17 protein-coding genes are annotated in these 19,905 nt (G+C 67.2%); 9 read left to right on the forward strand and 8 right to left on the reverse strand.

What is annotated here, in order from left to right:
* Positions 1–66: 66 nt before the first annotated feature.
* The gene (locus P0652_RS16460) at positions 67–882 is read right to left on the reverse strand and encodes a PaaX family transcriptional regulator (protein ID WP_284179959.1); all 816 of its coding nucleotides are present in this window, start codon (positions 880–882) and stop codon (positions 67–69) included.
* A gap of 192 nt (positions 883–1,074) precedes the next feature.
* Here P0652_RS16460 and P0652_RS16465 point away from each other — a divergent pair, with 192 nt between their 5' ends.
* Together P0652_RS16465 and P0652_RS16470 are read left to right on the forward strand one after the other, a co-directional pair.
* Positions 1,075–2,064, forward strand: a complete 990-nt coding sequence (locus tag P0652_RS16465; RefSeq protein ID WP_284179960.1) for a MoeA family protein — start codon at positions 1,075–1,077, stop codon at positions 2,062–2,064.
* Positions 2,061–4,007, forward strand: coding sequence for a molybdopterin biosynthesis protein (locus P0652_RS16470; protein WP_502947546.1), 1,947 nt, complete (start codon positions 2,061–2,063; stop codon positions 4,005–4,007). The genes P0652_RS16465 and P0652_RS16470 overlap by 4 nt, the downstream gene beginning before the upstream one ends.
* A 222-nt stretch (positions 4,008–4,229) precedes the next feature.
* On the opposite strand, the gene P0652_RS16475 is transcribed toward P0652_RS16470, so the two are convergent.
* The 3 genes from P0652_RS16475 to P0652_RS16485 form a co-directional block, all read right to left on the reverse strand.
* A complete protein-coding gene (locus P0652_RS16475; RefSeq protein WP_284179962.1) occupies positions 4,230–5,666 on the reverse strand; it encodes an amidase in 1,437 nt (478 codons plus the stop codon).
* Between the two features lie 67 nt (positions 5,667–5,733).
* Positions 5,734–7,410 carry a methyl-accepting chemotaxis protein gene (locus P0652_RS16480; RefSeq protein ID WP_284179963.1) on the reverse strand — a complete coding sequence of 559 codons (1,677 nt, stop codon included), beginning with the start codon at positions 7,408–7,410 and terminating at the stop codon, positions 5,734–5,736.
* Between the two features lie 97 nt (positions 7,411–7,507).
* The gene (locus P0652_RS16485; protein ID WP_284179964.1) at positions 7,508–9,862 is read right to left on the reverse strand and encodes a bifunctional salicylyl-CoA 5-hydroxylase/oxidoreductase; all 2,355 of its coding nucleotides are present in this window, start codon (positions 9,860–9,862) and stop codon (positions 7,508–7,510) included.
* A gap of 235 nt (positions 9,863–10,097) precedes the next feature.
* On the opposite strand from P0652_RS16485, the gene P0652_RS16490 reads away from it, so the two are divergent.
* The 7 genes from P0652_RS16490 to P0652_RS16520 all read left to right on the forward strand — a co-directional run bounded on the left by P0652_RS16490 (position 10,098) and on the right by P0652_RS16520 (position 16,983).
* Positions 10,098–10,847: an SDR family NAD(P)-dependent oxidoreductase gene (locus P0652_RS16490; protein WP_284179965.1), complete on the forward strand. Its 750-nt coding sequence runs from the start codon at positions 10,098–10,100 to the stop codon at positions 10,845–10,847.
* Complete coding sequence (locus P0652_RS16495) at positions 10,847–11,377, forward strand: MarR family winged helix-turn-helix transcriptional regulator (protein ID WP_284179966.1); 531 nt, start codon at positions 10,847–10,849, stop codon at positions 11,375–11,377. Before P0652_RS16490 ends, P0652_RS16495 begins: the two co-directional genes overlap by 1 nt.
* Positions 11,374–12,207 carry an enoyl-CoA hydratase family protein gene (locus P0652_RS16500; protein WP_284179967.1) on the forward strand — a complete coding sequence of 278 codons (834 nt, stop codon included), beginning with the start codon at positions 11,374–11,376 and terminating at the stop codon, positions 12,205–12,207. The genes P0652_RS16495 and P0652_RS16500 overlap by 4 nt, the downstream gene beginning before the upstream one ends.
* A gap of 3 nt (positions 12,208–12,210) precedes the next feature.
* Positions 12,211–13,392 carry an acyl-CoA dehydrogenase family protein gene (locus tag P0652_RS16505; protein ID WP_284179968.1) on the forward strand — a complete coding sequence of 394 codons (1,182 nt, stop codon included), beginning with the start codon at positions 12,211–12,213 and terminating at the stop codon, positions 13,390–13,392.
* A 9-nt stretch (positions 13,393–13,401) separates the two neighbouring features.
* Positions 13,402–15,048 carry a benzoate-CoA ligase family protein gene (locus P0652_RS16510; protein ID WP_284179969.1) on the forward strand — a complete coding sequence of 549 codons (1,647 nt, stop codon included), beginning with the start codon at positions 13,402–13,404 and terminating at the stop codon, positions 15,046–15,048.
* A gap of 43 nt (positions 15,049–15,091) precedes the next feature.
* The gene (locus tag P0652_RS16515) at positions 15,092–15,526 is read left to right on the forward strand and encodes a RidA family protein (RefSeq protein WP_284179970.1); all 435 of its coding nucleotides are present in this window, start codon (positions 15,092–15,094) and stop codon (positions 15,524–15,526) included.
* A gap of 170 nt (positions 15,527–15,696) precedes the next feature.
* Positions 15,697–16,983 carry a flavin-dependent oxidoreductase gene (locus P0652_RS16520; protein ID WP_284180088.1) on the forward strand — a complete coding sequence of 429 codons (1,287 nt, stop codon included), beginning with the start codon at positions 15,697–15,699 and terminating at the stop codon, positions 16,981–16,983.
* Between the two features lie 13 nt (positions 16,984–16,996).
* On the opposite strand, the gene P0652_RS16525 is transcribed toward P0652_RS16520, so the two are convergent.
* The 4 genes from P0652_RS16525 to P0652_RS16540 are packed head-to-tail and all read right to left on the reverse strand — an operon-like array spanning position 16,997 to position 19,903.
* Positions 16,997–17,446 carry a cupin domain-containing protein gene (locus tag P0652_RS16525; protein WP_502947542.1) on the reverse strand — a complete coding sequence of 150 codons (450 nt, stop codon included), beginning with the start codon at positions 17,444–17,446 and terminating at the stop codon, positions 16,997–16,999.
* A gap of 42 nt (positions 17,447–17,488) precedes the next feature.
* Positions 17,489–18,187 carry an ABC transporter ATP-binding protein gene (locus P0652_RS16530; RefSeq protein WP_284179972.1) on the reverse strand — a complete coding sequence of 233 codons (699 nt, stop codon included), beginning with the start codon at positions 18,185–18,187 and terminating at the stop codon, positions 17,489–17,491.
* Positions 18,187–18,939: an ABC transporter ATP-binding protein gene (locus P0652_RS16535; RefSeq protein ID WP_284179973.1), complete on the reverse strand. Its 753-nt coding sequence runs from the start codon at positions 18,937–18,939 to the stop codon at positions 18,187–18,189. Before P0652_RS16535 ends, P0652_RS16530 begins: the two co-directional genes overlap by 1 nt.
* On the reverse strand, positions 18,932–19,903 hold the full coding sequence (locus P0652_RS16540; RefSeq protein WP_284179974.1) for a branched-chain amino acid ABC transporter permease: 972 nt from the start codon (positions 19,901–19,903) through the stop codon (positions 18,932–18,934). Before P0652_RS16540 ends, P0652_RS16535 begins: the two co-directional genes overlap by 8 nt.
* Positions 19,904–19,905 lie beyond the last annotated feature (2 nt).

The following is a 19,905-nucleotide window of genomic DNA, read 5'->3' on the forward strand; positions in this document are numbered from 1 at the left end:
TCGGCATCCTCCCTGATGTCGTTTCGGGGAGTATGTTACAAAAAATTCTTCTGTCAACGGTTTTGGTTACAAATCCACACGCTGGCCTTCAAGAACTCGCAGCCTCGCCTCCAGTGCGGCAAGGGTCGCGTCGAACAGGCGCCTTGCCTCCGGCCCCGGCCAATCGGGCGGCAGCAGCCCCTCCGGCAGGAACGGATCGCGCAGCACCAGCCGCCGGAATTCGTGCACCAGCAGCAGGCGTGCGAGAAAGGCGTCACGCCAGCCGAGATCCGGCGCCAAAGGCAGCAGCGCAGCGGCATGGCCGGCCACCATCCGGTAACCCGCCTGCAGGCTGGCCAGCGGCCAGAGCCGCTGGACCCGGGCAGCAAGCGCCTCATCCCCTTCGGCATGGAAGCCGGTCAGCCCCTCGCCCTGCCAGTCCTCGCGCCCGGCATGGACCGGCCGGGCCAGCAGGTTGGCCGCCAAGGCGCCATACCCGCTCTCGGCCAGTTCCGCGCGGATTCCGGCACGGTCGCTTCCCTCCTCGATCAGCACGAGATGGAGCCGGCCATCCGGCTGCGGGCGGTCATCGCCGAAGATCAGCGCGGCCGCACGGCCGAAATCATCTTCCGCGCCGGACGAGAGGCGGTAGAGCGCCGCCTTGCCGTCCCGTTCGCGGGTCAGCGTGCCGTTGGAGACGAGCCTCGACAGGGCCGTCCGCACGAGGCCAGGCTCGATGCCGAGCGCACCGAGCCAGTCCTGCAGGTCGGAAAGGCGCAGGGCCTCGCCCCTGGGCAGGGCCACGACGCCGAAGATCGTGACCAGCAGCGACCAGGTGCGCGGCGGCTTGCGCGCATGATGCGCGGCGATCAGCGCCTGCAGGGGAGCCGGGGCCTCGGCCATGGGGAACCTCTTCCGCTCGTCCTTGCTTCCATGCGGGAAAGCGCCGGACGAGACAAGCCACCGGGCTGCGGCGATCGAAAAACGGATGCAGGGCGCCGGTTTGGCTGTATACATCCTCGCCATCCGGGCGCCGCCACCGCGAACGCCCCGCTAAGGAAGGCCCCGACAAGAAAGGCCCGGTAAGGAACCCGCATGCGGCTCAGCCCCCTCGACAGCCTGATCGCGCCGTGGCAGGCCGCCGCGCCGGCCTTGCCCGTGGCGGCTCTGGCCCCGGAAGCCGCGATCGGCTGCCTGGCCGCGTCGGTGATTGTCGCGCCCGGGCCGGTTCCTCCGGGCTCTATCGCCCTTCGGGCGGGCCTGGCAGTCCGCGCGGAGGATCTCATCGGCGCCGGGCCGCAATCGCCGGTCATGCAGACGGGGCGTCCGCCGGCCCTCCGGCCGGGCGATCTGCTGCCCGCCGGCACCGATGCCCTGCTCGACCCCGAGGCGGTGCAGGATCAGGGTGCCTTCCTCGAGATCACGGAAAGCGCCGTGCCGGGCCTGCATATCCGGAGGTCAGGCGAGGACCTTGCCGCCGGGCAGGTCATCGTACCGGCAGGCGGGCGCATCTCCGCCCGACAAGCCTTTGCCGCCCGGCTGGCCGGGCTCGACACCCTGCCGGTTTTCGATCTCTCGGCCAGCCTAGAGGGGTTCGACGCCCCCCTTGCGGCGCTGCTCACCCGCCTGCTGGAAGGCTGCGGCTTCCGCATTGCCGACGATGACAGCGTCCTGTTCAGGCTCGAACCCGCCCGCACGACTACGCCGCGCCTCGCACTGCAGCCCGGCGAAACCGGCTGGATCGAACCCACGGGCCACGGATTCCGCATCGAGGTGCCGCCGCGCTTCGATGGCGCGCTGGCGATGACCCTCGCCGTCCTGCTGCCCCTCGTCCGCCATTGGACCGGCGCGCGGCCGGTCGCGCAGACGGGCATCCTCAGCCGTAAGCTCAGTGCCGGCCTCGGCATCGCGGCGATTGCCCTGTTCAAAACCGGGCCGGAACGACTCGAACCGCTCGCCCTCGGTGAGATTACGCTCGCTTCCTGGCTGGCGGCAGACAGCTATGCCGTTCTGCCGCCGGGGATCGAGGGCTTTGCGGCCGGCGAGACCTTCACCACATATCGCCTCGCCCCGCTTCTGGCCTGACGAAAGGACCCCGCGTGACCGAACCCCATGCCGGCCTCGTCCAAGACCAGTTCCTGCGCATCCTGACGCGCGAGGAGGCCGTGCGCCAGTTCACCGAAGCCGTGCGCCCGGCTCCGCTCGGGCGGGAAACCTGCCCGCTGGCCGGTGCGGCAGGGCGTGTCCTCGCCGAGGATATCCGCGCCGCCGTCGATGCGCCGCCCTTCGACCGCTCGGTGGTCGATGGCTTTGCTCTCCGTGCGGCCGATCTCGCCGCCGCCAGCCAGGCGGCGCCGGTCACGCTGCGGCTCAATGCCGAGACGATCACCTGCGGCCATGCCCCCGTGCTGACGGTGCTGCCCGGCAGCGCGACCCCGATCTCGACCGGCGGGCCGATCCCGCGCGGGGCCGATGCCGTGGTGATGATCGAACATACCGACCCGGAAGGCGAGGCAGCGATCCGCGTCACGCGCGCGGTCACGCCGGGCCAGAACCTTTCCTATGCCGGGTCCGACATGGCCCGCGGGCAGGTGCTGCTCCATGCGGGCACGCTGCTCACCGCCCGCGAGATCGGCATGCTCGCCGCCGTCGGACTGGCCGATATCCCGGTCTGGCGGAAGCCGCGCATCGCCGTGCTCTCGACCGGAAGCGAACTGGTCGAGCCCGGTCAGCCCCTGGGGCCAGCGCAGATCTACGATTCCAACGGGCCGATCATCGCCGCCGCGCTGGAAGAGAATGGCTGCGAGGCCCTGCGCTTCGGCATCGTGCCGGATGACGAAGCCCGGCTCGAGGCGGCCCTGCGCCACGCCCATGCCGAAGCGGATGCGATTCTGCTCTCCGGCGGCACCTCCAAGGGTGCGGGCGATCTCACCTGGCGCCTTGTCGGCCGGCTCGGCGCGCCGGGCATCATCGCCCATGGCGTGGCGCTGAAGCCGGGCAAGCCGCTCTGCCTCGCGGTCTGTGACGGCAAGCCGGTCATCGTGCTGCCCGGCTTCCCGACCTCGGCCATGTTCACCTTCCACGATATTGTCGCCCCGGTCTTCCGGACGATGGCCGGTTTGCCTCCGCGCGAGGAATCGCGGACGGAAGCGCGTATCCCCGCGCGCATTTCTTCCGAACTCGGGCGGACGGAATTCGCCATGGTGGCTTTGGCCGAGGATGCGGAAGGGCTCGTCGCCCATCCAGTCGGCAAGGGCTCGGGCGCCGTTACTGCGTTCTCGCAGGCCGATGGCTTCTTGGCAATCGAGGCCGAGGCGGATTCGCTTCCCGCCGGCAGCCGCGTTGCGGTGACCTTGTTTTCGCCGGGCATCCGCATCCCGGATCTCGTGATCATCGGCAGCCATTGCACCGGGCTGGACGCGCTGGTGGCCACGCTGCGCCGGCGGGGGCTGACGGCCCGCATCCTCGCCCTCGGTTCGCTCGGCGGGCTCGCCGCAATCAAGCGCGGTGAGGCTGATCTCGCGCCGATCCACCTGATGGAAGAAGCCAGCGGCGTCTACAATCGCCCGTTCCTGACCCCGGAACTCGACCTGATCCCCGGCTGGAAGCGGCTGCAGGGCTTTGTCCATCGCAAGGATGATCCGCGCTTTGCAGGCCGCGATCTCGAGGATGCCGTCGCCGCCGCGCTCGCCGATCCCGATTGCCTGATGGTCAACCGCAACCAGGGCGCCGGCACGCGTACCCTGATCGATGGCCTGCTGAAAGGCGCCCGCCCGCCGGGCTACTGGAACCAGCCCCGCTCGCATAATGCGGTCGCGGCCAGCGTGGCGCAGGGCCGCGCGGATTGGGGCATCGCCATCGCCCCGGTCGCCGCAGCGCTCGACCTCGCCTTCATCCCGCTGGCGGACGAGCATTACGATTTCGCGGTCGCGCGCAGCCCGCGCAATCTCGCCGCGATCGAGGCTTTCCGGGTCGCCCTCGCCAAATCCGGCGACGCCTTGCGTGCCCTCGGCTTTACACCGGGGTGAACGGACCCTGCCCCGGGAAACCCAAGGGCTGGAAATGAAATCTCCCGCTTCGACCGTAAGGTCGAAGCTAGGAGCGAATGCGACGCCGAGCAGGCTCCAGAGGAGCCGTCGCGAGGGCCCCAAGAGAAAAAAGACCCCGCCAAGGCCAACGGCCTTGGCTAGGAGCGAAGCGACGCCGAGCAGGTGCCACGAGGCGCCGTTGCGAGGAAGCAAACCAAAAAATCAACTCCTCACCCTCGGCTCGATCGGCTGGCCGAAAGGCAGGCCGAGCAGGCCTTCGAGGAGATGCGCGCCGGCCAGCGCCGTGGCATCGGCACGCGGCCGGGCCACCACCTGCAGCCCGACCGGCAACCCGCTGGAGGTGAAGCCGCAGGGAATGCAGACCGAGGGGCAGGCCACCAAGGTGATGGCATAGGCAATCGCCAGCCAATGCACGTAATTGTCGAATTCGACACCATTGCACCGCTCGACATAGCGCTGCTCGACCGGGAAGGGCGGCACGATCGTGCCCGGGGCGAGCAGGAGATCATACGCGCCGAAGAATTTCAGCGTACGCTGATACATCGTCAGCCGCTGCGTCTCGGCCCGGGTGATCTCGTCCATCGTGAGGGCCAGGCCCTTCTCGATATTCCAGATCACTTCCGGCTTGAGCTTGTCGCGATGCGTATCGAGCAAGGCCTTCTTCGAAATGGCGAAGCCCTTGGCACGCAGGGTGTTGAAGCTCTCATGCGCCTCGGAGAAATCCGGATGCGCCTCCTCGACAATCGCGCCGGCCTCCGCGAACCGGGCGGCGGCGGCGCGGCAGATCGCGGCCACTTCCGCATCGACCGGGGTATTGCCGAGATCGGCCGAGAACGCGACGCGCTTCGGCGCCCAGCCCGTGCCGAGCGCCGCGAGGAAGCCGCTGGCCGGCTTCGGCAGCGAGACCGGGTCGCGGATATCCTCGCCGCTCAGCATGTCGAGGAAAAAGGCACAATCGGCGACATTCCGCGCCATTGGCCCCTGCACGCTCAGCAGCCGGTCCATCGGCGCAGCGGGTTGGGTGGCCACGCGGCCCGGCGAGGGCCGCATCCCGACAATACCGCAAAAGCTGGCCGGATTGCGCAGCGAGCCGCCGAGATCGGAGCCATGCGCCAGCCAGGCCGTGCCGGTGGCGAGCGCCACGGCCGAGCCGCCGGAAGAGCCGGAGGCAGAGAGCCGTGTGTCCCACGGGTTGCGGGTCGGGCCGAACACCTCGTTGAACGTGTTGGCGCCGGCGCCGAATTCCGGCGTGTTGGTCTTGGCATAGACGATCCCGCCCTCGGCCTCGAGCCGCTCGACCAAGGGGTCGGACCGGACCGGCACATGATCGGCAAAGATCGGCGAGCCGAACGTCGTCCGCATCCCCGCTACTTCCGTAAGATCCTTGATGGCAACGGGCAGGCCACAAAGCGGGCCGCGTTCGGCGAGGGGCCGGGCCATCAGCGCCTGCGCGAGCGTCCGGGCCCGCCCGAAATCGCGCGTTGGCAGCGCGTTGACCGGCGCTTCCACGGCTGCCACCCGTGCTTCCAGCGCATCAAGGCAATCGAGCGGGGTGATCTCGCCTTTCGCGAGACGGCCGATCACGGTCAGGGCGGTTTGGGAAATCAGGTCGTCGGAACGGGTCGAAACTTGGGACATGGCACCTCCAGCAGAAGTGCCATCGTGGACAACCCGGCGGCTGCATGCAACCGCCGTGACGGCCCGGTCAGGCGGCGGCGCGCATCGACTGCACGAAGCCGTCAATCTCTCCGCGCAGCCGATCGGCCTGCTGGGCAAGCCCCTCCGATGCCTTGAGAATGCTGGCGGCAACCTGGCTCGATTCGGAGGCCGCCTGGCTGACCTGCGTGATGTTGTTGGCGACTTCTGCCGTTCCGGCCATCGCTTCCTGCACGTTGCGCGCGATTTCCTGCGTCGCCACGCCCTGGCTGGTCACGGCATTCGCCGCCTGTGCGGCCATCGTGTTGATCTGCTGGATGGCCTTGGCCACACCATTGATCGCGCTGGCCGCTTCCGCCGTCGTCCCCTGGATCTGGTTGATCTGCTCGGTGATCTCGGTCGTTGCCCGCGCAGTCTGGGCGGCAAGCTCCTTCACCTCGCTCGCCACCACGGCGAAGCCGCGCCCGGCCTCGCCGGCCCGCGCGGCTTCGATCGTGGCGTTCAGCGCCAGCAGGTTGGTCTGGGCGGCGATATTCTGGATCATGCCGACGATCTCGCCGATCTGCTGTGTCGCCTCGGTCAGCGCCTGCACCTTGTTCACCGTATGCTCGGCCTCGCCCATCACCCGGGCCGAGATCGTGCTGGATTCCCGCACCGTGTCGGCCACGGCCTGCATCGACTGGGCGAGCGTATCCACCGACCCGGACAGCGCGCCGACATTGATCGAGGTTTCTTCCGACGCCGCGGACACGATCACCGACTGGCGCGAGGTGCCATCCGCGCTCTGGTTGAGATGCTCGGCAGCTTCGCGCATCGAACGTGCGGCTTCCGCGACGGCCACGGCAATGCCGACGGCCTGCCCCTCGAAGGCCTGCGCGCTCTGCTGAAGGCGGTTGCGTTCGGCCTCGGCGCTGTCTCGTGCCTCGCGGACGGCTTGCTCGTTGGCAATCTTGTGGGCGGCCTCGTCCCGGAAAAACCGGAGGGCCTGCACCAGATTGGCAACTTCCTCGACCTTGCTTTCCGGAATGGCCCGATCGCTGAGATCCCCGCGGGCCAGCGCCGCCAGCGCCTCGGAGGCATTGCCGATCGGGCGCAGGATCCGCCGCTGGAACTGAAGGATCAGTGTAACGTAAAGCGCAATGCCGAAAACCAGCATGGCGAGATTGAGCCAGGACATCGAGGTCCCGAAGGCAGCACTTTCGTCAACCTGCTTCGAATTGCCCTTCTCGATCGCCTCGGAAACGCGCGCCATTTCGCCTTCAAGCGCCTTGAAGGCGTCGAGGAAGCCCGGCAGGGCGGCCCGCGCATCCTTCAGGCTGCCCTTTTCGGCAAGACTGACAATCGACTCCGCAGAGGTGATGTACTTTTCCAGCGGATCGCGCACGCTCTTCAGCGCGGCACGGACATCCTCCGGCAGCGAGAGCTCATCCTGTGCCTTGATCTCCTTCCGGAAGGTCTCGGCCGATTCCTTGACATCCTCGGCTGCCGCCTTGGTCATCGACATGTCGTCGATCGCGACCCCGTACAGCGCCCGGAAGACGATACCGCGCAGATTGTCATGCATCATGTCGCCGGTCATGTGATGCCGCATCGAGGTCATCAGCACGGCGGATTGCTCGCCACCGGCCTGGAAAGTCTTGGTGATCAGGAAACTGATGGCCCCTTGCAGGATGGCAAAGCCGATCGCGAAGGCGCAGGCGAGATTCACAACAAGACGAGGCTTCATGGACCCCTCCACACATGGTGAGTTGTCCAAAATATCGCAGTAACTAATTTAGTTATGGTAAACTATGCAGCAGACTTCGCCATCCCTTGTCGCGCGATTACTCCGCCGCCTGTGAGCCGACTGAAGAAGCCTGCTGATGCGCATGCCGATCCGGCTTGGCCTTCAGCTTGAGTTCGACAAGATCATCGCGCTCACGCACGCTGTTGCGGTAGATCTGGTCTTTCCCCGGGCGATACTGCACCGGCTGGTGGATATCCGCCTGATACCAGGCCGCCGCCCGCAACGTGAAAGCGGGGTCGGCCAGATGCGGCCGCCCAAGCGCGACGAGATCGGCCCGCCCCGCCGCGATGATCGTGTTCATCTGGTCGGCACTGGTAATCGCGCCAACGCACATCGTGGCGATGCGCGCCTCGTTGCGGATCCGGTCGGAGAACGGCGTCTGGAACATGCGGCCGTAATTCGGCTTTGCATCATGAACCGTCTGCCCGGTGGAAACGTCGATCAGGTCACAGCCCTCGGCCGCGAAAGCCTCGGCGATCGCCACTGAATCCGCGCCCGAAAGCCCACCTTCCTTCCAGTCTGTCGCAGAGATGCGCACCGACATCGGCTTCTCCGCAGGCCAGGCCCGGCGCAGGGCGCGGAACACCTCCAGCGGGAAGCGCAGCCGGTTCTCGAGGCTGCCGCCATAGACATCCTTCCGGTGGTTGGTCAGCGGCGAGAGGAAGCTGGCCAGCAGGTAACCATGGGCCGCATGCATTTCCAGCATGTCGAATCCGGCGCGATGGCCCCGCTCGGCTGCCGCGACGAACTCGGCGATCACCCGGTCCATCCCGGCGCGGTCCAGCTCGGCCGGCACCTGGCTGTCGGGGTAATAGGGCAAGGGCGAGGCCGAGACGATCGGCCAGGCGCCGCCCGGCAACGGCCGGTCCATGCCCTCCCACATCAGCTTGGTCGCGCCCTTCTGGCCGGCATGGCCGAGTTGCAGCGCGATCTTCGCCGCCGAATTCGCATGCACGAAATCAACGATGCGCTTCCACGCGGCTTCCTGCCCGTCCGTGTAGAGGCCGGCACAGCCCGGGGTGATCCGCGCATCCTCGGCCACGCAGACCATCTCGGTGAAGACAAGACCGGCCCCGCCCACGGCGCGGGAGCCGTAATGCATCAGGTGCCAGTCCTGCGGCAGGCCATCGACCGCCGAATACTGGCACATGGGCGAGACCACCGCACGGTTCTCCAGCTTCATCTCGCGCAGCCGGAACGGCTGGAACAGCGGTGGCACCGGCGAGCCATCACGGCGGCCCTTCGCATCCGGCCTGATGGCGTCCGCCACCATCCGGTCAACGGCGGCCACCATTTCCGGGGCACGCAGCGCAAGGTTGTCATAGGTGATCGCCTTGGAGCGCGTCATCAGCCCGAAGGCGAAGCGCAAGGGCTCGAAATGCCAGAAGCGCCGCACATCCTCGAACCAGACGAGGCTGACATCCGCCGCATGCTGGGTCTTCTCGACATCCTCGCGCCGCGCCGTCTCGAAATGGGCGAGTGCCGCCGGCACGTCCAGCCCCTTGGCATGAAACGCCTCGTGCAGCGCGATCGAATCCTCCATGGCGAGCTTGGTGCCCGAGCCGATGGAGAAATGCGCCGTTGCCTTCGCGTCGCCGAGCAGGACGATATTGTCCTTCACCCAGCGCGCGCAACGGATCATCGGGAAGTTCCGCCACATCGACCGGTTGGTGATCAGCCGGTGGCCCTGCAACTCCTCAGCGAAGACGCCCTCGAGGAATGCGGCGGATTGCGCCTCGTCCATCCGGTCGAGGCCGGCCTTGCGGAAGGTTGCCGGGTCGGTTTCCAGCACCCAGGTCGAATGGCCGGGCTCGTACTGGTAGCAATGCGCGATGAAGATGCCTTGCTCGGTCTCCTTGAAGAAGAAGGTGAAGGCATCGAACGGCCGGGTGGAGCCCATCCAGGTGAAATGGTTGGGGCGCAGGTCGGTTTCCGGCTGGAAATGGCCGCGATGCGTTTCGCGGATCCGGCTGTTGATGCCATCCGCCGCCACGACGAGGTCGTGAGTCGCGGCAAGCGCGTCGCCGTCGACCACCTCTTCCGAAAAGACCAGCTTCACGCCGAGTTCCCGCGCCCGGGCCTGCAGCAGCATCAGCAGGGTCCGCCGCGAGCAGCCGCAGAAGCCGTTGCCGCCGACGCGGTGGACAGCGCCCTTGAAATGGATTTCGATGTCATCCCAATAGGCGAAGCTGTCGGCGATGGCCCGGTAGCTCGGGGCATCTGTCGCGCGGAACGTGTCGAGGGTCTGGTCGGAAAAGACGACGCCGAAGCCGAATGTATCGTCGGGACGGTTGCGCTCGTAGACCGTGATGTCAAGCGCGGGCCAGTCCCGCTTCATCAGGAGCGCGTAATACAAACCGGCAGGCCCACCGCCGACAACCGCAATGCGCATGGCACCCTCCCGCGATCGAGTGCAAGCATTTTAAGCTTGAAATATTTTTGTGGCAAGCGGCATCCGTGCCGCAGCCTTCCCTTTCGGGTGATGCCCCGGAAATGAGGATCACAAGTTGTTGATTTATAGTCCATACCGTCGGCAATGGTGGCGCGTTTGCATCGCAAGAGGCGCCTGACTGGACAATTAGTTTGAATATGAAATAATAACCCTCATCCTTGCATGAGGGGGCGAAATGCCAAGCCTGACGGGCCAACACGCGCTGGTGACCGGCGGCAGCCGAGGGATCGGGCAGGCCGTGGCGGCAGCCCTGAAGGGCGCCGGGGCCCGCGTCACGATTACCGGGCGGGACCGGGCGCGCCTCGAATCGGCTTTGGCCGAGGGCTGGGCGGATGCCGCCTTCCCGCTCGACCTGACCGATGAAGCCGGCACCGCCCCCGCCATCGCCGCCCTTGGCCCGCTCGACATCGTCGTGGCCAATGCCGGTGGCGCCGAAACGCAAGCCTTCCTCAAGGCCGATGCCGCGCATTGGCGACGGATGCTCGATCTCAACCTCATCGGCACGATGCTGACCTTCCAGGCGGCGCTGCCGGCGATGATCGAGCGCCGGCGCGGGCGGCTGATCACCATCGCCTCCACCGCCGCCCATCGCGGCTATGCCTACACCGCCGCCTATGCTGCCTCGAAACATGCCGTGCTCGGCATGGTCCGCTCACTGGCGCTCGAGGTGGCGCGGCATGGCATCACCGTCAATGCCGTCTCGCCCGGCTTCACCGATACCGATCTTGTCGCCGGCGCCGTGGATCGCCTGCAGGACAAGGGCGGGCTCGACCGCGATGCCGCCAAGGCGAAGCTGGCCGCGGAAAACCCGCTCGGCCGGCTGATCCGCCCGGAAGAGGTTGCCGCCAGCGTGCTCTTCCTCGCCGGGGAAGGCGCAACCGGACTCTCGGGCCAGTCCATTCTCGTCAATGGCGGGGAATTCTGATGGAAACGCCGGATGCCTTCCGCCCGCTCGACCGCGAGACGAAGGCCAGCGAGCGCCCGGGCGACCACAAGGATGAGCTGCGCCTCTGGCTGCGGCTCCTCACCTGCTCGACCATGATCGAGCGCGAGATCCGCCGCCGCCTGCGCGAGGAATTCCGCACCACCCTGCCCCGCTTCGACCTGATGGCGCAGCTCGAGAAATCCGCCACCGGCATGACGGTGGGCGAGGTTTCGCAGCGTCTCATGGTCTCGAACGGCAATGTGACGACCGTCGTGGCCGGCCTCGTCGAGGAAGGGCTGGTCGACAAGCGACCGGCCCCGCATGACCGCCGCGTGCAGGTCCTCTCGCTGACAGCGTCGGGCCGCCGCCAGTTCCGCATCATGGCGGAACGGCACGAGGAATGGATCGCCGATCTCTTCGCCGGCCTCGGCGGTGCCGACCTGCCGGCGCTGATGCGGCTGCTGGGCACCACGAAACAATCGATCCAGGGCGCCATCCGTCGGGCCGGCGCCGAAGCGGAGGAAGCATGAGCGTCGCCAATGCCACCATCCTGCCGGTCGCGGCGGCGATACCGGCGCATTTCCGCCTCTCGGTTTCCGGCAAGCGGGCGACGATCACGCTTGACCGGCCGGACAAGAAGAACCCGCTCACCTTCGAGAGCTATCGCGAACTGACGGATCTCTTCCTCGCCCTGCAGAAGGAAGAGACGGTGAAGGCCATCGTCGTCACCGGTGCCGGCGGCAATTTCTGCTCCGGCGGCGACGTCTTCGAGATCATCGGCCCGCTTGTCGAGATGGACACCGCCAACCTCCTGAAATTCACCCGGATGACCGGCGAGCTGGTCAAGGCGATGCGCGCCTGCCCGCAGCCGGTCATCGCTGCGATTGACGGAATCTGCGCCGGGGCCGGCGCGATCATCGCCATGGCCTCCGATATCCGCCTCGGTACGACCGGCGCCAAGATCGCCTTCCTCTTCAACCGCGTCGGCCTTGCCGGCTGCGATATGGGCGCCTGCGCCATGCTCCCCCGTATCATCGGGCAGGGCCGCGCGGCGGAACTGCTCTATACCGGCCGCGTCCTGCGCGGCGAGGAGGCGGAACGCTGGGGCTTCCTCAACCGTCTCGTCGCGCCTGAAACACTGCTGGCCGAGGCCGAGGCTCTGGCCCAGGAACTGGCCGATGGGCCGACCTTCGCCAATGCCATGACCAAGCGCATGCTGGAAATGGAATGGGCGATGTCGGTCGAGAGCGCCATCGAGGCCGAGGCGGTGGCGCAGGCGCTCTGCATGCAGACCGAGGATTTCGCCCGCGCCTACCGCGCCTTCGCTGCCAAGCAGAAACCGGCTTTCGAGGGGAATTGACGGATGATCTCCCTCGGCGACACGCTCGACTGGCCCTTCTTTGCCACCCATCATCGCGAACACGCGCAGGCCCTGACGGCCTGGGCGGATGCGACGCTGCCCGCCCTGCCGCATGACGACGTGGATGAGGCCTGCCGCGCCCGCGTCGCCGCGCTCGGCAAGGCCGGTTTCCTCCGGGCTTGCGTGCCGTCGGCCTATGGCGGGCTGCATCCCGGCTTTGATGTCCGCACGCTCTGTCTCACGCGCGAGATCCTCGCGGCCCGCGATGGCCTCGCCGATTTCGCCTTCGCGATGCAGGGCCTCGGGACCGGCTCGATCACGCTGGCCGGCTCGGAGGCGCTGAAGCAGCGCTACCTCCCGGCCATCGCCCGGGGCGAGACCATCGCCGCCTTTGCCCTGTCGGAGAAGGAAGCCGGCTCGGACGTCGCGGCTCTGGCGACAATGGCTGTTCCGGACGGCAATGATCATGTCCGGATCGACGGGAACAAGACCTGGATCTCGAATGGCGGTATTGCCGATCATTACGTCGTCTTCGCCCGCACCGGCGAGGCCCCCGGCGCGAAGGGCCTCTCGGCTTTTGTGGTCGAGGCGGGAATGCCGGGCCTGACCATCGCGGAGCGCATCGAGGTCATCGCCCCGCATCCGCTGGCCACGCTGCATTTCGACGGCTGCCGCGTGCCCGTGGCAAACCGGCTCGGTGCCCCGGGCGATGGCTTCCGCATCGCCATGGCAACGCTCGATATCTTCCGTTCCACGGTCGGAGCCGCCGCGCTGGGTTTCGCCCGACGGGCACAGCACGAGGCGCTGGAACGCGCCACGAACCGCAAGCTCTTCGGCGGCGTCCTCGGCGACCTGCAACTCGCCCAGGCCTCGCTCGCGGAGAACGAGGCCGAAATCGAGGCTGCGGCCCTGCTGGTCTACCGCGCGGCCTGGGCGAAGGACCGCGGCGCGGCCCGCGTCACCCGCGAGGCGGCGCTCGCCAAGATGGTCGCCACCGAGAATGCCCAGCGCGTAATCGACCGGTCCCTGCAATTGCATGGCGGCCTCGGCGTCACGAAGGGCGTCAAGGTCGAGGAACTCTATCGCGAGATCCGCGCCCTCAGGATCTACGAGGGCGCAACCGATGTGCAGAAGATCGTCATCGCCCGCGAGGCCCTCAAGGCCCACGGGTCCCGGAAAGGCTAGGAGAGCGCCATGTTCAGATCGGGGCATGTGGACAGTTTCTGCCGGGACAGCCTGCCGCCGCCGGATCAATGGCCCGATCTCCGCCTCGCCGAGGCCGGCCTCGCCTATCCCGAACGGCTGAATGTCGTCACCGAACTGGTTGATTCCCACATCGCTGCCGGGCGCGGGGACCGCATTGCGATTCTCGCCGAGGGAGTCCGCTGGACTTATGCCGAGCTGGCCGGACGGATCAACCGCATCGCCAATGTGCTCGTCCGCGATCTCGGGCTGGTGCCGGGCCAGCGCGTCCTGCTGCGCGCGCCGAACAACCCAATGCTGGTCGCTGCCTATTTCGCCGTATTGAAGGCCGGTGGTGTCGCCGTGGCCACCATGCCCATGTTGCGGGCCCGCGAACTGGCCTATCCGCTGATGAAGGCGCGCATTGCGCTTGCCCTGTGCGATCACCGCCTGATGGAGGATCTCGAGGCGGCCTGCGAACTCGCGCCGGTGCTCGAGCGGATCGTCACCTTCGGGGGCGGCGAGCTTGAAGCGCTGATGGACCAGCCGGGCTACGAAACCTTCACGGCCGCCGATACCGCGCAGGACGATGTCTGCCTGATCGGCTTCACCTCGGGCACGACCGGCGAGCCCAAGGGCACGATGCATTTCCACCGCGACCTGCTGGCCATCTGCGATGGCTACGGCGCGCGGGTCCTCGCCGCCGATCCGGACGATCGCTTCATCGGTTCGCCGCCCCTCGCCTTCACCTTCGGCCTTGGCGGGCTGGTGCTCTTCCCGTTCCGGATCGGTGCGGCCACCATCCTGCTCGAGAAAGCCGGCCCGCCCGACCTGCTGCCCGCCATCGCGGCCCACCGCGCGACCGTTTGCTTCACCGCGCCGACGGCCTATCGCGCCATGCTCGACAAGCTGGGCGAACAGGATGTCTCCAGCCTGCGCATCTGCGTCTCGGCCGGCGAGGCCCTGCCGAAAGCCACCTTCGAGGCCTGGCAGGCGAAAACCGGCATTCCGCTGATGGATGGGATCGGCGCGACGGAGATGCTGCATATCTTCATCGCCGCGCCGCGCGGGCAGATCCGCCCCGGCGCGACCGGCCTGCCGGTGCCCGGCTACGAGGCGCGGATCCTCGACGAGGCCGGCAACCCGGTCCCTGACGGCACGCCCGGCCGCCTCGCCGTGCGCGGCCCGACCGGCTGCCGGTATCTCGCCGATCCGCGCCAGGCGAAATATGTCGCCGGTGGCTGGAACATCACCGGCGATACCTATCTGCGCGATGCGGATGGCTATTTCTGGTATCGGGCGCGCTCGGACGACATGATCATCTCCGCCGGCTACAATATTGCCGGCCCGGAAGTCGAGGCGAGCCTGCTGACCCATCCCGCCGTGGCCGAATGCGGGGTGGTCGGCGTGCCCGATGCCGAGCGCGGCATGATCGTCCGGGCCTATATCGTGCTGCGCGAGGGAAATTCCGGCGATGCGGCGATGACCAAGCGCCTGCAGGACCATGTGAAGGCGGATATTGCTCCCTACAAATACCCGCGCGACATCATCTATCTCGCCAGCCTGCCGAAAACCCAGACCGGCAAGTTGCAACGATTCGAATTGCGGCGCATGGCTCTCGAACAGGCCAGGCCCGCCGAGGCAAAGCAGGCGAGCTGAGGCCACGAGAAACAAGGCGCAACCGCGCCACACGGAGGAAGACATGTCGATTTCGGCGCTGAAAGCAGCCGTCCTGCAGGGCGGCGGGCCCGTGCCCATCCAGCCGGAAGGCTGGCCGCGCCCGCGCGGCTATGCCAATGGCATGATGGCGCGCGGCACGCTGGTCCTGACCGGCGGGGTCGTCGGCTGGGATGCGGAAGAGCGCTTCCCCGAGGGCCTTGTTGCGCAGACGCGGCAGGCCCTCGCCAATATCGTCGCGATCCTCGAAGCCGGCGGAGCCCGGCCTGACCAGCTCATGCGCATGACCTGGTATGTCACCGATTTGGCAGCCTATCGCGCCAGCCTGCCGGAGATCGGTGCGGCCTATCGCGAGACGATCGGCCGGCATTTCCCGGCCATGGCGCTTGTGCAGGTGGTTTCGCTGGTCGAGCCGCAGGCCGTGGTCGAGATCGAGGCCACGGCTGTCATCCCGGATTGATGGCACGGAACGGACGCGAAAGGCGGGAGCAGGACATGGCGAAGGCAGGATCCTCGGGAACCGGCAAATCCGGAACGGGCAAGGAAAAGGCGGGCAAATCCAAAACGGGCAAGGACAAGGGTGGCAAGGACAAGACAAACAAGCCGAAATCCGTGAAGCCGAACCGCGCCATGGTCGTGGTCACGCATCCCTCGGCCCAGCCGTTCCGATCAGCGCCCAAGGTGCTGATCGCCGGCGCCGGCGTCGGCGGCCTGACCCTTGCGCTGATGCTGCATGCCCGCGGCGTCTCCTGCCGGATTTACGAACAGGCCAGCACGATCCGCGAGGTCGGCGCCGGCATCAACGCCCTGCCCCATGCGATCAAGGAACTCGCCCAGCTCGGCCTGCTCCCGGCTCTGGATGCGATCGCCGTGCGCACGAGCGAGCTCTACTACATGAACCGCACCGGGCAGGTGGTCTGGCGCGAGCCGCGCGGCATCGCCGCCGGCTTCGATGTGCCGCAATTCTCGATCCATCGCGGCCGTCTTCAGAAGGTGCTGCATGACGCCGTGATCGAACGCATGGGGCCCGGCGCCATCGTCACCGGCCGCAAGCTCACCGGCTTCGTCCAGGACGAGGGCGGCGTCACCGCCTGGTTCACCGACAGCATCGATGGCTCCGGCAGCGAGACCGTGCGCGGCGAAGTGCTGGTCGGGGCCGACGGCATCCATTCGGTGATCCGCGGCCATTACTATCCCGATCAGGGCCTGCCGCGCTGGAACGGTGTGCAGATGTGGCGCGGCTGCGCCGATTTCCCGGCCTTCATGGATGGCCGCAGCATGATCATCGCCGGCGGCATGAGCGGCAAGCTGGTGCTCTATCCGATCGGCGAGGGCCAGAATCCGGAGACGCGCCTGACCAATTGGGTCGTCAATGTCCGCGTTTCCGACACGCCCCATCCGCCGGGCAAGGAAAGCTGGTCGCGCCGGGGACGGCTGGACGAGGTGCTGCCGCATGCCGCGCGCTTCGCCATTCCCGGCTTCGACGTGCTCGGCCTGATCCGCTCGACCGACGCGTTCTTCGAATATCCGATGTGCGACCGCGATCCCCTGCCCCGCTGGACGCATGGCCGCGTCACCCTTCTGGGGGATGCCGCCCATCCGATGTATCCGGTCGGCTCGAATGGCGCCGGCCAGGCCATTCTCGATGCGCGCTGCTTCGCGGATTGCTGGGTCAAGGCCGAGCATCCCTGGCAGGCTTTGCTTGCCTATGAGGCCGAGCGCCTGCCGAAAACTGCCGAAATCGTGACGCTCAACCGAAAGGGCGGGCCGGAACGCGTCATCGACGAGGTCGAGAAACTCGCGCCGGCCGGCTTCACGGATGTCGACCGCGTGCTGGGCTACGACGAGCGCAAGGCCATCGTGCGCGGCTATGCCGGCAAGGCCGGCTTCACGGTGCAGCAGCTGACGAAGATGTGAGGCACGGAGCGCCTCACGCATCCGGCGGCGGCAGGAAATCCACCTCGTGCTTGGCCGAGAGCGCCACCACCTCGGCCGGGTTCTGGTCCTTCATCGAATGAATGGCCCAGAAGAGATCATAGAGGCGACGGGTCGGCGAGACCCAGAAGAAGCATTTCACCACCTGGTCCGACTTGTTGAAAATGCCATGCGGCAGGCCCATCGGCAGGCGGATCAGGTCGCCCGGGCCGGCCTTGACCTCGCGTCCATCCAGCAGAAGCTCGAAATTGCCCTCGAGCATGTAGATGAATTCATCCTGCGTGACATGGATATGCGGCGGCACGAACGTGCCGGGCGGGAAGGTCGCATGCCAGGAGAACGCGCTCTCGCAGACCTGCTTCGGCACATAGGTCTGCCCGAGAATGTTCCAGGAGATCCCGTCTATGCCTTCGCCGGCACGGGTGATTCCGGGGGTGAGCTTCATGACCATTCCTCCCTTGGATTGTCGCGGCCAAACGTGCTGAAGTCAGACATGCAGATAACGATCCTTGAGCACCGGGTCGGCCATCAGCGCGGCTGAATCGCCCCGCCAGACAACCTTGCCCTTCTCGAGAATGACGTGCCGGTCGGCAAAGGCTGCCAGGGCATCGACATTCTTGTCGATCACCAGAATGGCTTCGCCCTCGCGCTTGAGTTGCTTGAGGCAATCCCAGATCTCCTGCCGGATCAATGGCGCCAGCCCCTCCGTCGCTTCGTCGAGGATCACCAGCCTGGGATTGGTCATCAGCGCCCGGCCGATGGCCAGCATCTGCTGCTCGCCGCCCGAGAGCTGGTTGCCCATGTTGCGCTTGCGCTCCTTCAGACGAGGGAACAGCGCATAGACCGTGTCCAGCGTCCAGCGGGGCGTTCCGAACCGGCTCGCCGCCGTGGCGACCAGGTTTTCCTCCACCGACAATGTCGGGAAAACCTGCCGCCCTTCGGGCACCAGCCCGAGCCCTCCTCTCGCGATCCGATAGGGCGGTGCGCCGGTCAGATCGCGGCCCTGGACCCGCACGCGCCCGGCACGCGGCTTCAGGAGGCCCATGATCGACTTGATCGTCGTGGTCTTGCCCATGCCGTTGCGGCCGAGCAGCGTCACCACCTCGCCCTGTCCGACCGAGAGATCGACCCCGAACAGGATCTGGCTGTCGCCATAGGCGGCCTCGAGCCCCTCGACTTCCAGCATCAGCCGCCCTCCTCGCCGAGATAGGCTGTCCGAACTTCCGGATCGTCGCGCACGGCGGCCGGCGGGCCGGAGGCGATGATCCGGCCATAGACCAGCACGGATACCCGCTCCGCCAGAGCGAAAACTGCTTCCATGTCATGCTCGATCAACAGAATGGTCATCCGCCCGCGCAGGCGCTGCATCAGCGCGATCAGCACCGCGCTTTCCTCCGGCCCGGTGCCGGCCAGCGGCTCGTCGAGCAGCAGAACGCGGGGGCGGGCCGCAAGCGCGATGGCGATTTCCAGCTGCCGTTTCTCGCCATGGGAAAGGAGCCCGGCCCGGATACCGGCCCGCTTGCCGAGCCCGACTTCCTCGAGCGCCTGCATCGCCTGATCGTTCAGGCGGGCCTCGTCCCGCGCTCGGCCGAAAAAGCGGAAACTCGATCCCTCACGGGCCTGCACCGCCAGTGCCACGTTCTCCAGCGCGGAGAAGCCCGGCAGGATCGAGGTGATCTGGAACGAGCGCACCAACCCGCGATGGACGCGATCGGGCAGCGAAAGCCCGGTCACGTCGTGCCCGCCAAGCCAGACCGAGCCGGTATCCGACGGCACGACCCCGGAAATCTGGTGGATCAGCGTGGTCTTGCCAGCGCCGTTTGGCCCGATGATCGCGTGGAACTCGCCATCGGGCAGTGCCAGCGAGACATGGTCCGTCACCGTCAGCGCGCCATAGGCCTTGTTGAGATCGCGGAGTTCCAGCGCCGGCTCAGCCATGGCCGCCTCCCCCGCCGATCCGCCGGATCGCGCCCATCAGCCCGCCCCGGGCGAACAGCACGACCAGAACGAGGAAGGGCCCGAAGATCATCTTCCAGTGCTCGGTGAAGCCGGAGAGCCATTCCTCCAGCAGCAGGAAGGCCGCAGCGCCGATGATCGCACCATGCAGGGTGCCGAGCCCGCCGAGCACCACCATGACGATCAGCTCCCCCGAGCGCTGCCATGTCATGTAGGCGGGGCTGACAAATTCAGCCTGGTTGGCCAGCAGGAACCCGGCCAGCCCGCATAGCGTGCCGGCGATGACATAGCCGACGAGCTGGTAGCGGAAGAGCGGGAACCCGATCGCCGCCATGCGCTGCGGGTTCTCGCGCGCGCCGCGGATCACCCGGCCGAAGCGCGAGACGACGATCGACCGGCAGAGTCCGTAGGCCCCGAGCAGGGCCAGCAGCACGGCATAGTAGAAGGCGCGATCACTCTTCAGGAGATCGAACCCGAACAGCTTCGACCGGCCCGGCAGCGTCATGCCGTCATCGCCACCATAGGCCGCAAGCGAGACGGCGAGGAAAAAGGCCATCTGCCCGAAGGCCAGCGTGATCATGATGAAATAGACGCCCTTGGTCCGGAGCGAGAGCGCGCCGGTGATCAGCGCGAACAGCGCCGAGACGGCCAGGGCCACCGGCAGCTGGACCAGCGCGTCGGTCTGGCCATGCGCCGAGAGGATCCCGACCGCGTAGCCGCCCAGCCCGAGAAAGGCGGCATGGCCGAAGGAGACCAGCGCGCCATAGCCGAGGATGAGATCCAGCGACAGGGCGGCGATGGCGAAGATCATGACGCGCGTCACCAGCGACAGCAGGTAGCTCTCCGCCCCGAGAGCTGCGACGAATGGCACCAGGGCCAGCAGGACGAAGAGGAGGACCGGAACGGCCTCGCGCTTCAGGAATCCGGGGCCATTCTCGGGAAGCATGA

Origin of the sequence: Rhabdaerophilum sp. SD176 (assembly GCF_030143245.1) — a bacterium.
Lineage (GTDB): Bacteria > Pseudomonadota > Alphaproteobacteria > Rhizobiales > Beijerinckiaceae > Rhabdaerophilum.

Bases quoted from the DNA above. Each gene is read 5' to 3' on its own strand.
- P0652_RS16460 (WP_284179959.1), bottom strand. From the start codon at position 882: ATGGCCGAGGCCCCGGCTCCCCTGCAGGCGCTGATCGCCGCGCATCAT.
- P0652_RS16465 (WP_284179960.1), top strand. From the start codon at position 1,075: ATGCGGCTCAGCCCCCTCGACAGCCTGATCGCGCCGTGGCAGGCCGCC.
- P0652_RS16475 (WP_284179962.1), bottom strand. From the start codon at position 5,666: ATGTCCCAAGTTTCGACCCGTTCCGACGACCTGATTTCCCAAACCGCC.
- P0652_RS16480 (WP_284179963.1), bottom strand. From the start codon at position 7,410: ATGAAGCCTCGTCTTGTTGTGAATCTCGCCTGCGCCTTCGCGATCGGC.
- P0652_RS16485 (WP_284179964.1), bottom strand. From the start codon at position 9,862: ATGCGCATTGCGGTTGTCGGCGGTGGGCCTGCCGGTTTGTATTACGCG.
- P0652_RS16490 (WP_284179965.1), top strand. From the start codon at position 10,098: ATGCCAAGCCTGACGGGCCAACACGCGCTGGTGACCGGCGGCAGCCGA.
- P0652_RS16495 (WP_284179966.1), top strand. From the start codon at position 10,847: ATGGAAACGCCGGATGCCTTCCGCCCGCTCGACCGCGAGACGAAGGCC.
- P0652_RS16500 (WP_284179967.1), top strand. From the start codon at position 11,374: ATGAGCGTCGCCAATGCCACCATCCTGCCGGTCGCGGCGGCGATACCG.
- P0652_RS16505 (WP_284179968.1), top strand. From the start codon at position 12,211: ATGATCTCCCTCGGCGACACGCTCGACTGGCCCTTCTTTGCCACCCAT.
- P0652_RS16510 (WP_284179969.1), top strand. From the start codon at position 13,402: ATGTTCAGATCGGGGCATGTGGACAGTTTCTGCCGGGACAGCCTGCCG.
- P0652_RS16515 (WP_284179970.1), top strand. From the start codon at position 15,092: ATGTCGATTTCGGCGCTGAAAGCAGCCGTCCTGCAGGGCGGCGGGCCC.
- P0652_RS16520 (WP_284180088.1), top strand. From the start codon at position 15,697: ATGGTCGTGGTCACGCATCCCTCGGCCCAGCCGTTCCGATCAGCGCCC.
- P0652_RS16525 (WP_502947542.1), bottom strand. From the start codon at position 17,446: ATGAAGCTCACCCCCGGAATCACCCGTGCCGGCGAAGGCATAGACGGG.
- P0652_RS16530 (WP_284179972.1), bottom strand. From the start codon at position 18,187: ATGCTGGAAGTCGAGGGGCTCGAGGCCGCCTATGGCGACAGCCAGATC.
- P0652_RS16535 (WP_284179973.1), bottom strand. From the start codon at position 18,939: ATGGCTGAGCCGGCGCTGGAACTCCGCGATCTCAACAAGGCCTATGGC.
- P0652_RS16540 (WP_284179974.1), bottom strand. From the start codon at position 19,903: ATGCTTCCCGAGAATGGCCCCGGATTCCTGAAGCGCGAGGCCGTTCCG.